The 12,566-nt window shown below is 53.1% G+C and carries 11 protein-coding genes; 9 read left to right on the plus strand and 2 right to left on the minus strand.

Annotated features, from left to right (window positions below; translation table 11 throughout):
* Positions 1 to 10 precede the first annotated feature (10 nt).
* Both F3I44_RS18935 and F3I44_RS18940 read left to right on the plus strand, forming a co-directional pair.
* Entirely contained in the window at positions 11 to 1,726 is a 1,716-nt protein-coding gene (locus F3I44_RS18935) for a ShlB/FhaC/HecB family hemolysin secretion/activation protein (RefSeq protein WP_150014022.1), read from the plus strand.
* Between the two features lie 66 nt (positions 1,727 to 1,792).
* Positions 1,793 to 3,397, plus strand: coding sequence for a filamentous hemagglutinin N-terminal domain-containing protein (locus tag F3I44_RS18940; protein ID WP_150014020.1), 1,605 nt, complete (start codon positions 1,793 to 1,795; stop codon positions 3,395 to 3,397).
* A gap of 74 nt (positions 3,398 to 3,471) precedes the next feature.
* Here F3I44_RS18940 and rpmE read toward each other — a convergent pair whose 3' ends face one another.
* Positions 3,472 to 3,687 (minus strand): 50S ribosomal protein L31, encoded by a 216-nt coding sequence (gene rpmE, locus F3I44_RS18945; RefSeq protein ID WP_003851227.1) that lies wholly within the window; start codon positions 3,685 to 3,687, stop codon positions 3,472 to 3,474.
* A gap of 225 nt (positions 3,688 to 3,912) precedes the next feature.
* On the opposite strand from rpmE, the gene priA reads away from it, so the two are divergent.
* The 6 genes from priA (at position 3,913) to rraA (ending at position 11,000) form a co-directional block, all read left to right on the plus strand.
* The gene (gene priA / locus F3I44_RS18950) at positions 3,913 to 6,108 is read left to right on the plus strand and encodes a primosomal protein N' (RefSeq protein WP_150014018.1); all 2,196 of its coding nucleotides are present in this window, start codon (positions 3,913 to 3,915) and stop codon (positions 6,106 to 6,108) included.
* 164 nt (positions 6,109 to 6,272) lie between these two features.
* Entirely contained in the window at positions 6,273 to 7,310 is a 1,038-nt protein-coding gene (gene cytR, locus F3I44_RS18955) for a DNA-binding transcriptional regulator CytR (protein WP_061061101.1), read from the plus strand.
* A 152-nt stretch (positions 7,311 to 7,462) separates the two neighbouring features.
* Entirely contained in the window at positions 7,463 to 8,389 is a 927-nt protein-coding gene (gene ftsN / locus F3I44_RS18960) for a cell division protein FtsN (RefSeq protein ID WP_150019515.1), read from the plus strand.
* 88 nt (positions 8,390 to 8,477) lie between these two features.
* Complete coding sequence (gene hslV, locus F3I44_RS18965; protein WP_003851234.1) at positions 8,478 to 9,008, plus strand: ATP-dependent protease subunit HslV; 531 nt, start codon at positions 8,478 to 8,480, stop codon at positions 9,006 to 9,008.
* Positions 9,009 to 9,018: 10 nt separating this feature from the next.
* Positions 9,019 to 10,356: an HslU--HslV peptidase ATPase subunit gene (hslU, locus tag F3I44_RS18970; RefSeq protein ID WP_150014014.1), complete on the plus strand. Its 1,338-nt coding sequence runs from the start codon at positions 9,019 to 9,021 to the stop codon at positions 10,354 to 10,356.
* A 158-nt stretch (positions 10,357 to 10,514) separates the two neighbouring features.
* The gene (gene rraA / locus F3I44_RS18975) at positions 10,515 to 11,000 is read left to right on the plus strand and encodes a ribonuclease E activity regulator RraA (protein ID WP_009088032.1); all 486 of its coding nucleotides are present in this window, start codon (positions 10,515 to 10,517) and stop codon (positions 10,998 to 11,000) included.
* 53 nt (positions 11,001 to 11,053) lie between these two features.
* Here rraA and zapB read toward each other — a convergent pair whose 3' ends face one another.
* On the minus strand, positions 11,054 to 11,293 hold the full coding sequence (zapB, locus tag F3I44_RS18980) for a cell division protein ZapB (protein ID WP_003851242.1): 240 nt from the start codon (positions 11,291 to 11,293) through the stop codon (positions 11,054 to 11,056).
* Positions 11,294 to 11,698: 405 nt separating this feature from the next.
* Here zapB and F3I44_RS18985 point away from each other — a divergent pair, with 405 nt between their 5' ends.
* Positions 11,699 to 12,553 (plus strand): MIP/aquaporin family protein, encoded by an 855-nt coding sequence (locus F3I44_RS18985; protein WP_150014012.1) that lies wholly within the window; start codon positions 11,699 to 11,701, stop codon positions 12,551 to 12,553.
* Positions 12,554 to 12,566 lie beyond the last annotated feature (13 nt).

Here is a 12,566-nt window from a genome sequence, read left to right on the forward strand (position 1 = left end):
CGGAAAGACAATGAGCATTAAATATAAAATAACGTCATCTGCATCTGCTTTTATTATTATCCTGGTCGCCTCAGTAGCCCTCTTCTCTTCTGATCGGGCGAAAGCTGCACCCGCTCTCACAGAGCCAAATGGGAATATCAATGCACTGCAACAGGATCGGGTACGCAAAGCGCAACTGATCCCTGAGCCGCAGCGGGCAGCGTCTGAACAACAGCGCTTCCGGCCAGAAGAGATTCTCTTTCCGCATGAAGAAGAATGCTATCTTATCGATAAGGTTTCTTTAAAGCAGGATAACAAAAAACTTCATCTCGAAAAGTTAAGGTATTTTACTTCTCAGGCAGAAGGAAAATGTCTGGGTATCGCGGGTATAAGACTGCTGGCAAAAACCCTGCAGAATGAAATCATCCGGGCGGGATATATCACCACACGTGTTAATTTACCGGAACAGAACCTGTCAGGTGGCGAATTAAAATTTGATATTAATGCCGGTAAAGTGGGAAAAATCATTCTTAATAAATCCGGGAACGACTATATCAATTTAACCAGCACATTACCGTTCAAAGCGGGTGATGTGCTTGAACTCAGCGACCTTGAACAGGGTAGCCTTAATCTTCAGCGAGTACCGGGATCGCAGGTTAATGTTAATCTGGTGCCTGGCAGTGGCAAAGGTGAAAGTGACATCTATATCCAGCGCAGGCAGGATAAATACTGGCAGGTGGGTGCATGGCTCAATGATGCTGGCTCAGTTGCAACAGGCCGTTATCAGGGTGGTGCAGCGCTCTATCTGAATAATATCACCTCACTCAGTGACACCCTTTATGTCTCTTATGGCCACGATATTGCCCCGAAGCACACGATAAAAGGTAACAGTAATAAATCGATGGGTTATTCAATCCCCTGGGGATACTGGTGGCTCGATCTCTACGCCAGTCACAGTGATTACCGGCAATTTATGACCGGAAACTGGGCAAAATGGACGCTCAATAATAAGAACCGTTATTACAGTGCGCAACTCAATCGTCTGATTTCACGAACCGTACATCAGACCAGTACGGTTGGCCTGCAAATATTTGACACGGAATCGCGCTACTCTCTGGATGATTTTGACCTTGTCAGCATGCATAAAAGAAGTGCGGGCTGGAAAGCGGTGCTGCAACATCAAATCAATGTTGATAATGCAGGTCTCGCAACCACACTAAGTTACCAAAGAAAGATGCCCTGGTTTAATAGCAGCAATACTGTTGAGCAGGAATATGGACTTATTGATAAGCAAGGCCGGATTGTCAATTTAGATCTTGAGGGTTCCGTCAACTTTCGTGTCTATGAAAACTGGCTGAATTACTCCCCTCATTTCAGCCTGCAATATTCGCCCGATAGCCTCTCGTCACTCAATCGCTTTTCGCTGGCAAACCGCTGGACGGTGCGCGGTTTCGATGGTGAATATTCTCTTCAGGACAATAAGGGATGGTACTGGCGCAACGATCTTAGCTGGATAATTCCCGGCAAACCGATTCAGCCCTATATCGGTGTTGATGCAGGCCAGGTCTATGGCAATTACAACCAGCAGTATTATACCGGGAAAACCGCCATAGGCAGCGCTGTCGGCCTGCGGGGAAAACTTCTGCAAACACGCTTTGATCTTTTTGCCGGTACCCCGCTAAAGAAACCACAAGCCTTTCACACTGATCCACTTACGCTGGGTTTTTCATTGCAATGGAAATATTAAAAAAGATGGAGATTTTTTAATAAAAAAGGCTTTAAAAAAACACTCACACAAAAAAGGATAGAAATAATGAAGAAGCATAAATTTAACCTGTTATTCGTGGCTACCGTAGCCACATTATGCAGCCAGCCTGCGCTGGCTGCACTCAATACTTACACGCATGCAAATGGATCGACGGTCGTTAATATTAACCAGGCTGATGCAAATGGTCTTTCACACAATATGTATCAGAACTTTAACGTCACCAGTGATGGAATGGTCCTGAATAATAGCACCGCAGATTTAGTGCGCGAAAGCGGTAATATTGCGCGAAACAGCAATCTGGATAAGTCAGCCAGCCTTATCCTGAATGAAGTTATCTCAAAAAGCTCATCTTCACTGAACGGCTATATTGAAGTCGCCGGTCAAAAAGCGGATGTCATTATCGCCAATCCGAATGGTATTACCTGCTCAGGCTGTAGCTTTATTAACACCGGACGCGCCACGCTGACCACCGGAACGCCTACTTTTACCGATGGTGCATTGACGGGTTTCAATGTGGCGAAAGGCACGATTACGGTTAATGGTGATGGTCTGAAAGGTGCTGATTACACCGACCTGCTGGCACAGAAAATTAATATCCAGGGACAGATCGCTACTAATCAATTGCAAGCGATTGCCGGTATCTATGATTACAATATCGCTTCCGGTTCGGCGACAGCGAGTGGAACGGCCAAAGCCTACGGCAACACCATTGATGTCAGCGCGCTGGGTGGGGCAACTGCGGGAATTATTCAGCTGCAGACTACTGATGCCGGTGCGGGTGTCAATAATAGCGGCATACTGAATGCGACTAATCTCTACATTACAGCTAATGGCACATTAACCAACAACGGCGCGATTGAAACCGGACTCCTGAGCGCCACCGCAGGTGGCAGCATAACGAACAGGGGAAAATTGTCTGCCAGCCAGGCTGTACTGCAGACAACGGACGCGTTCACCAATAACGGCACCATTAAAACGACGGATTACGCCACCATCGTCAGCCTGGGAAAAATTGCCAACAACAATAACGCACAAATTGAAGCTGCTGGCGCTGTAAATATTGCTTCTCTGGCCGGTAATATTGAGAACAGAGGAACAATCACGACACCAAAAAATTTGGCCATGCAGACCGGTTATAATACGGTTGACGGCGTCGTCACGGCTGTCGCCAACACCAGCCTGCTCAATTCAGGGACAATTGAGGCAGGAAATCTGAGTATGAATGCCGTTAAAGAGATCAGCCTCCTGTCTGGCGGAAACGTGACTTCACAGGGAATAGCCTATGTTTCTGCAACAAAGGTCTCTAACGCGGCGACTCTGACTGCTCAGAATGCCTCTGTTATGGCGAATGAGGTCAGCAATCAGGGCGTCATGCAGGCAACCGGACTGTTAAACGTGTCCGGTAAAAACGGCATCTCTAATAGCGGTACCATGAAGGCGGCCACACTGACGCTGGCCACAGACGAGAAAATCAGTAACTCATCCTGTTTATTCTGGGTGCTGTGCAGTAAAGGTACGATGTCAGCCGATAAAATCTCGATTACCGCACCGAAGATCGCCGCGATTGGTGATTTAGATGGTACTTATACGACGCAGGTACTTGAACTGAATAAGCCTGCGGCGACCCCGACAACGGACACCAGCCTGTAACAGCCATAAAAAAACCCAGCCGAAGCTGGGTTTTTTCTTGCCGCCGAACCCGCAGGTTCAGGTGCCTTTTAATCTTATTTTTTAGCGCCTGGCACGCTGAAACGCTTGTTAAAGCGGTCAACACGGCCACCAGTTGCCACTTCACGCTGCTTACCGGTATAGAACGGGTGGCATTTGCCACAAACGTCCAGGTTCAGTTCGTGAGTCAGTGTTGAACGGGTGTGAATCTCGTTGCCGCAGGTACATTTGATAGTAACTGCTTCATATTTCGGGTGAATACCTTGTTTCATGGGAAACCTCATAGAAGGCCGTGTCGCTCTCCGTGCCAGGCGTTAACCTGCACAGCACCACACGCGGTTGAACATTATAGGGTGTACTCCGGCCAGATATTTCTTACCGAAGGCCGCATATTATACAGATAAGTTTGGATTGCTGCAAATATATGCTGAGATACCCGCCATAGGGGCCAGCGTGTACACTAGCTTCCCCGATGATTGAGCCGGAAAGAGAGAGTTATGCCCGTTGTTCAGGTTGCCCTGCCCGTCCCCTTGCCCCGCCTGTTTGATTATCTGCCGCCTCAGGGTGCGCAGCCGGTCATTGGCGGGCGCGTGAGTGTGCCCTTTGGCAATCGCAGAATGATCGGGATTGTGGTTGCCTTTCGTGACAGCAGCGATCTGCCGGAAGCACAGCTCAAGCGCGTGGCTGAGGTGCTGGACAGTGAGTCTCTCTATCCCCCGTCGCTGTGGCGCATCCTGAACTGGGCTGCCAGCTACTACCATTCGCCGCAGGGTGAAGTGCTGAGCCACGCGATTCCGGTGCTACTGCGCCAGGGCAAAGCAGCGCAGGACAATCCCCTGTGGCGCTGGGAAATTACCGAGCAGGGCCGTGAAACCGCACCGGAAAGTTTAAAGCGGGCACCAAAACAGCAGCAGGCGCTGGCAGCACTGCGTCAGCAACCGCTTTATCGGCATCAGGTCAGTGAACACGATCTCACCGAGGCGACATTACAGGCATTGCGGGCTAAAGGATTATGCGAACTGCATGAGCACCAGCCGCAGATGCACGACTGGCGCACCACTTATGCTGTAAAAGGCGAGCGGCTGCGACTGAATACCGATCAGGCGATGGCCGTGGGTGCGATTCGGGCAGATGATGAACACTATTCCGCCTGGCTGCTGGCGGGCATCACCGGCTCCGGCAAAACTGAGGTTTACCTCAGCGTGCTGGAAAATGTGCTGGTACGGGGTAAACAGGCGCTGGTGCTGGTGCCGGAGATTGGCCTGACCCCGCAGACGATTGCCCGCTTTCGCGAACGTTTTGATGCACCCATCGATGTGCTGCACTCCGCATTAAATGACAGTGAACGGCTGGCCGTCTGGTTACGTGCGCGGCGCGGCGAAACGGCGATTGTGATTGGCACCCGCTCGGCGCTGTTTACGCCGCTGGCTCGTCCCGGCGTGATCATTATTGATGAAGAGCATGACAGCTCCTATAAACAGCAGGAAGGCTGGCGCTATCAGGCGCGCGATCTGGCTGTGTTCCGTGCCCATGAAGAGGATATCCCGATTGTCATGGGCTCGGCGACACCGGCTCTGGAGACGCTGCACAATGTCCGCAGCGGCAAGTATCGCCAGCTCGACCTGACAAAACGCGCCGGCAACGCCCGACCGGCGCTGCAACAGCTTATCGACTTAAAAGGCGTGCAGCTGATCGGCGGCCTGGCACCGGGTCTGATTGGTAAAATGCGCCAGCATCTGCAGGCCGACAATCAGGTGTTGCTGTTTCTTAACCGCCGCGGTTTTTCTCCAGCCCTGCTATGTCACGACTGCGGCTGGATTGCCGAGTGTACACGTTGTGATCGCTACTACACCCTGCATCAGCACCACCGTCAGCTACGCTGCCATCATTGCGACAGCCAGCGGCCGCTACCTAATCAGTGTCCACAGTGTGGCTCGACCCATCTGCTGCCGGTCGGCGTCGGCACTGAACAGCTGGAGCAGCAGCTCGGCACACTCTTCCCTGGCGTGCCGGTATCGCGCATTGATCGTGATACCACCAGCCGCAAAGGGGCGCTGGAGCAGCACCTGGCTGACGTCCATCGTGGCGGCGCACGTATCCTGGTCGGCACCCAGATGCTGGCCAAGGGCCATCACTTCCCCGATGTCACACTGGTCTCGCTGCTGGATGTGGATGGTGCCCTGTTCTCAGCCGATTTCCGTGCGGCGGAGCGCTTTGCTCAGCTTTACACTCAGGTCGCCGGCCGTGCTGGCCGTGCCGGAAAGCAGGGCGAGGTGGTGCTGCAGACTCACCATCCGGAACACCCTTTACTGCAGACACTGCTGCATCAGGGTTATTCGGCCTTCGCGCAGCAGGCACTGCTGGAGCGACAGGCGGTTCACCTGCCACCCTGGAGCCGCCATGCGCTGTTCCGCGCGGAAGATATGGATAACCAGCAGGCAGCCGAATTTTTGCAACAACTTCGTAACCTGCTGGAAGCGAGCCCGCTGAATGATAAGGCAATGTGGTTTATGGGCCCGTTGCCCGCTTTGCAGCCCAAACGCAGTGGACGCTGGCGCTGGCAACTGCTGTTACAGCATCCTTCCCGGCAACGTCTGCAACAGTTACTGAGCAGTTCGTTGCCGCTGGTTTCAACGCTCCCCGCTGCGCGCAAAGTGAAATGGACGCTGGATATCGACCCGACCGAGAGCTGATTTTTGCTGACACTGCGAGCCAGATCGAAAAACGTCGCATAAGTCACAATTTTTATGCAAATTAAGTAACAACCAGCCGGGCAATCGTTAACAATGTTGCCCGAATTGCTTTCAGGTCAGGCAAAAACAGAATCGAACGCGCCATAACGCGTCAGGAGCATGTGTTGGAGCAGAATCAACAACCGCCCGCCGCCACAATGAAGGATGTCGCGGAGCACGCAGGCGTCTCAACCGCCACCGTATCGCGTGCGCTAATGAATCCGGAGAAGGTTTCTGCGGCGACCCGCCAGAAAGTCGAGCAGGCAGTTGCCGCCGTCGGCTATGCAGCACATGGCCCCACACGCAACGCGCGGCGTAACGAAACGCGAACCATCCTCGTTATTGTCCCTGACATCTGCGATCCCTTCTTTAGTGAAATCATTCGTGGCGTCGAAGTCACGGCAGCCGAAGAGGGCTATCTGGTCCTGATTGGTGACTGCGCTCATCAGAATCAGCAGGAGCGAACCTTTCTCAATCTGATGGTCACACGACAGATCGATGGCATGGTGCTGCTCGGATCACAGTTGCCCTTTGATGCCAGCATTGATGAGCAACGTAACTTGCCGCCCATGGTGATGGCGAATGAGTTTGCGCCGGAAATGTCACTGCCCACGGTTCACATCGATAATCTGACCGCCGCATTTGAAGCGGTGAATCATTTACTGCAGTTAGGCCACACGCAGATCGCTTGTATCGCCGGGCCGGAAGAGATGCCGCTCTGTCAGTATCGGTTGCAGGGCTATGTACAGGCGATGCGTCGCAGCGGGCTGACGGTCGACCCCACCTATATTGTGCGCGGTGATTTTACGTTTGAAGCAGGCGTTGCCGCCATGAATCAGCTGATGACCCTGCCCCAACCCCCGCGCGCCCTGTTCTGCCATAGCGATATTATGGCGCTGGGGGCGATGAATCAGGCCAGACGTTGTGGGCTGCGGATACCGGAGGATCTCTCTGTAGTGGGATTTGATGACATTGAACTGTCACGTTACTGCGAGCCACCGCTGACCACGGTGACACAGCCACGTTACCAGATTGGTCGGGAAGCGATGTTGCTGCTGCTGGATGAGTTAAATGGCAAACGGGTGATCAGCGGATCGCGGTTGCTGGATGCCGGCTTAACGATTCGTGGCAGTACGGCGCGCGCAAAAAAACGTGAAAAATAAGCCTGTTCGTCTGGTTTTTTCAGTAGATTCTTAAAGCGAACACTGCTGGTCAAAGTTCCGACCCTTGAGTAACATGGCGGACTCCTTGCCGGGCGCGTAAAAATCATCATTTCGCCCATCTGGCACTATTTTTGAAGGGTATAAGAACGAGAGTGGCACAAAAAGATTACGTAGGCCGCGGGCGTTCAACAGGGACGCGTCGCAAAAAAAGCCCCAGCCGTGGCAAGAAGAGCAAAGGCGGTTCGGGAACATCTAAACTGATGATTGTACTGGCGGTCGCAGTGTTAGTGACCTTTGCCGGTGGTTTATGGTTCCTGGCGCATCACAAGAAAGAAGACGTGCCGGTCATTACGGATCATAAAGCCAACGGCAATGGCTTGCCGCCGAAGCCAGAAGAGCGCTGGAAATATATTAAAGAGCTGGAGAACCGTCAGGTCACCGTGCCGACGCCTATCGAACCCTCTTCTGGTGGCGAAGTGAAGTCGCAGACCCAACTGACCGACGAGCAGCGCCAGTTGCTGGAGCAGATGCAGGCGGATATGCGTCAGCAGCCCACGCAGCTCAACGAAGTGCCGTGGAACGAACAGACCCCGGCACAACGTCAGCAAACGCTGCAGCATCAGCAGCAGTTGCAACAGCTGCAACGTCAGCAGCAGCAGTTGCAGCAACAACAACAGCGTCAGCAACAGCAGCAATTACAACAACAGCAACGTCAGCAGCAGCAGCAGCAGCAGCAGCAGCAGCAGCAAAACGTACAGCGCCAGACGCAGCCTGCACCTATCACGCGGGAGCCGGACGTACAGTCAAAACCGCAGGAGACCGCGAAGGCGAAACCAGCGGAGAAAGCCTCTTCGCAGCGCTGGATGGTGCAGTGTGGTTCGTTCAAAGGCACCGACCAGGCTGAATCGGTGCGTGCAGGCTTAGCCTTTGAAGGTTTTGAAAGCCGTATTACTACCGGTGGCGGCTGGAATCGCGTGGTTATCGGTCCTTATAAAGACCGCGCATCCGCTGACAGCACCCTGAAACGCCTGCGCAGTTCCGGACACTCCAGCTGTATTCCACTCTCCGTCGGGGGTTGAAACCCGTCAAACCCGCCCCATATCTGTTGCATGATACTCCGCGCCCCGTGCGCGGAGTCCTTTTCCGACTGCAACAAGGGGTCTGCCCGTGACAACAATAGTAAGTGTACGACGCAACGGCCAGGTAGTGATTGGCGGTGATGGCCAGGCTACGCTCGGCAATACCGTGATGAAAGGCAACGTTAAAAAAGTGCGTCGTTTATACAACGATAAGGTGATTGCCGGATTTGCTGGCGGCACCGCAGACGCCTTCACCCTGTTTGAACTTTTCGAACGCAAACTGGAAATGCATCAGGGCCACCTGGTGAAAGCCGCGGTGGAGCTGGCGAAAGACTGGCGTACCGACCGTATGCTGCGTCGCCTGGAAGCCTTACTGGCCGTCGCAGATGAGTCAGCCTCTCTGATCATCAGCGGTAACGGTGACGTCATCCAGCCTGAAAACGACCTGATCGCCATCGGCTCCGGTGGGCCTTTCGCCCAGGCAGCGGCACGTGCGCTGCTGGAGAATACCGAAATGGGCGCACGCGACATCGTCGAGAAGTCGCTGAATATCGCGGGTGATATCTGCATCTACACTAACCACAACGTTAATTTTGAAGAATTAACGTCTAAGGCGTAAGGGTATAAATATGTCTGAGATGACTCCACGCGAAATCGTCAGCGAACTGAACCGCTTTATCATCGGCCAGGACAGCGCCAAGCGCGCCGTGGCTATTGCACTGCGCAACCGCTGGCGCCGCATGCAGCTCGACGAAGAGCTGCGCCATGAAGTGACCCCTAAAAACATCCTGATGATCGGTCCGACCGGTGTCGGTAAAACCGAGATAGCGCGTCGTCTGGCTAAGCTGGCCAACGCACCGTTCATCAAAGTTGAAGCGACTAAATTTACCGAAGTGGGTTATGTCGGTAAGGAAGTGGACTCTATCATTCGTGATCTGACCGATTCGGCCATTAAGATGGTTCGCAGTCAGGCGATTGAAAAGAACAAATACCGTGCCGAAGAGATGGCCGAAGAGCGTATTCTCGATGTGCTGATTCCGCCTGCGAAAAATAACTGGGGCCAGGCAGAGCAGAGCGCTGAGCCGTCTGCAGCACGCCAGTCGTTCCGCAAAAAGCTGCGCGAAGGCCAGCTGGACGATAAAGAGATTGAGATCGATCTGGCCGCCAGCGCGCCTGGTGTTGAGATCATGGCACCTCCTGGCATGGAAGAGATGACCAGCCAGCTGCAGTCAATGTTCCAGAACCTCGGCGGTCAGAAGCAGAAAGCGCGCAAGCTGAAGATCAAAGAAGCGATGAAGCTGCTGATCGAAGAAGAAGCGGCAAAGCTGGTTAATCCGGAAGAGCTTAAGCAGGACGCGATTGATGCGGTTGAGCAGCACGGTATCGTGTTTATCGATGAGATCGACAAAATCTGTAAGCGCGGCGGCCAGAATGCTGGCGGCCCGGATGTTTCTCGCGAAGGTGTTCAGCGCGACCTGCTGCCGCTGGTTGAAGGCTGTACCGTCTCGACCAAACATGGCATGGTGAAAACCGACCACATTCTGTTTATCGCTTCAGGCGCGTTCCAGGTGGCCAGCCCTTCCGACCTGATTCCGGAATTGCAGGGTCGTCTGCCAATTCGTGTAGAGCTGCAGGCGCTGACCGTGAATGATTTCCAGCGCATCCTGACCGAGCCGAATGCCTCCATCACCGTGCAGTACAAAGCGCTGATGAATACTGAGGGCGTGAACATTGAGTTCACCGAAGAGGGTATCCGCCGGATCGCTGAAGCCGCATGGCAGGTCAACGAAACGACCGAAAACATCGGTGCGCGCCGTCTGCATACCGTGCTTGAACGTCTGATGGAAGATATCTCGTATGAGGCCAGCGATCGTCACGGTGAATCCGTGACCATCGATGCTGATTATGTCGGCAAACATCTGGATGAACTGGTGGCTGACGAAGACCTTAGCCGCTTCATTCTCTGATTCACTGAATCAGCGCTTTTCAGACGCCCAGCCCATCCGGCTGGGCTTTTTTATGCATGTTCTTGATCGAACGATGCTTTTTTCATACTGATGATTTTGCCAACAATCTGCATATAGCGATATACTTACCCTTCCTGTGGCAAACAGACGAAACCCTTATGAAATACGATACATCTGAACTCTGCGATATCTACCATGAAGAAGTGAATGTTGTTGAACCGCTTTTTTCAAACTTTGGTGGGCGCACTTCATTCGGTGGTCAGATTACCACAGTGAAATGCTTTGAAGACAACGGCTTACTCTACGACCTGCTGGAAGAAAATGGCCGCGGCCGGGTGCTGGTGATTGATGGCGGCGGTTCTGTGCGTCGGGCGCTGGTGGATGCGCAGCTGGCACGTCTGGCAGCCACTAACGAGTGGGAAGGCCTGGTCATCTACGGGTCAGTACGTCAGGTTGACGAGCTGGAAGAGCTGGAGATTGGTATCCAGGCCATTGCCGCGATTCCGGCAGGCGCTGCGGGTGAAGGGATTGGCGAGAGCGATGTGCGCGTCAATTTCGGCGGCGTCACTTTCTTTTCCGGCGACCATCTCTATGCCGATAACACCGGTATCATTCTGTCAGAGGATGCGCTGGATCTCGAATAGGCCAGACATGAAAACGGGTGCCTGAGCACCCGTTTTTCACATCAGCTGAGGCTTCAAACCTCTTCCATTTTTCCCAGCAAGGCACGCAGACGTTCCTGCCATACGTGTTGCTCTTCTTTCAGGTGCTGATTTTCACGCATCAGCGCATCGTGGTTGCCCGCGACTTGTTGCGCATCGTTACGCAGTGAGTTGTTCTGCTCTTTCAGCTCTTCGATTTCCATCTGCAACAGGGTGATGGTATCAATCGCCTGCTGTACTTTCGCTTCCAGTTTCTCAAACACTTCAAATGACATCTTTCTGACCTCTCCTAAATTCCTGCAAGGCGTTGATGATGCCAGCTTAAGCCAGCAACGTTGTCCCGATTGTATGTAGCCTCACCCCGCAAGTCCAGCAACGCGGCCTTTGCGGGCGTAGTCTGTAACACTTTTCAGCCAATACCTGAAATTACGCTGCGCTTACTGCAGCTGCGTTCTGGCACTGGCCCGTTAATGCTGTAAAGAGGCGCGAATAATGGGTTAAGAAAGCCAGAATACGCGAAAACGCGCATTTTTATGACACAGTACACAAAAAACGATTTCGCTATTTCTCGTTTATGTTCGTTAACGATAAATTCACATCAGCCCTACATAAAAGCTGGGTGCCTCATGGACTGAGAACAAAAACTGATAAAATTTAACCTCGCTTCAGGAACCACTATTATGAGTCAGACAACTAACACGCTCAAAGGTCAGTGTATTGCCGAATTTCTGGGGACAGGCTTGATTATTTTCTTCGGCGCAGGCTGTGTGGCTGCTCTGAAACTTGCCGGTGCCGCCTTCGGTCAGTGGGAAATCTGCATTATCTGGGGCTTAGCCGTCTCAATGGCTGTCTATCTTACCGCTGGGGTTTCAGGTGCGCATCTCAACCCTGCCGTTACGGTTGCGCTCTGCCTGTTCGCCAACTTCGAAGGCCGTAAAGTGGTGCCGTTTATTCTGGCGCAAATCGCCGGGGCATTCTGCGCGGCCGCGCTGGTTTATGGCCTCTACTACAGCCTCTTTTTCGATTACGAACAAAGTCATCAGATGGTACGCGGTACGGTTCAGAGTCTGGATCTGGCGGGTATCTTCTCAACTTATCCCAACCCGCACATCAGCGTAGGTCAGGCGTTCCTGGTCGAGATGGTGATTACTGCCGTGCTGATGGCAGTGATTATGGCGCTGACCGACGATGGCAACGGTGTACCACGTGGGCCGATGGCACCGCTGTTAATCGGCCTGCTGGTCGCGGTCATTGGTGGATCAATGGGTCCGCTGACCGGCTTTGCTCTTAACCCGGCACGTGATTTCGGACCTAAGCTGTTCGCCTTCTTCGCTGGCTGGGGTAACGTTGCCTTCACAGGAGGTAAAGATATTCCTTACTTCCTGGTCCCTATTTTTGGCCCGCTGGTCGGTGCCTGCCTGGGTGCAGTCGGTTATCGCACACTGATTGGCCGCTACCTGCCAGGTGCCGCGAAAGAACCTGCAAATATTCCAGCAGACAAACCGGTTGCACGCGCTCAGCAGCGTAAAGCGTAAGTTTCACTTTTTA

It is taken from the genome of Pantoea sp. F_5, assembly GCF_008631595.1.
Lineage (GTDB): Bacteria > Pseudomonadota > Gammaproteobacteria > Enterobacterales > Enterobacteriaceae > Pantoea > Pantoea gossypiicola.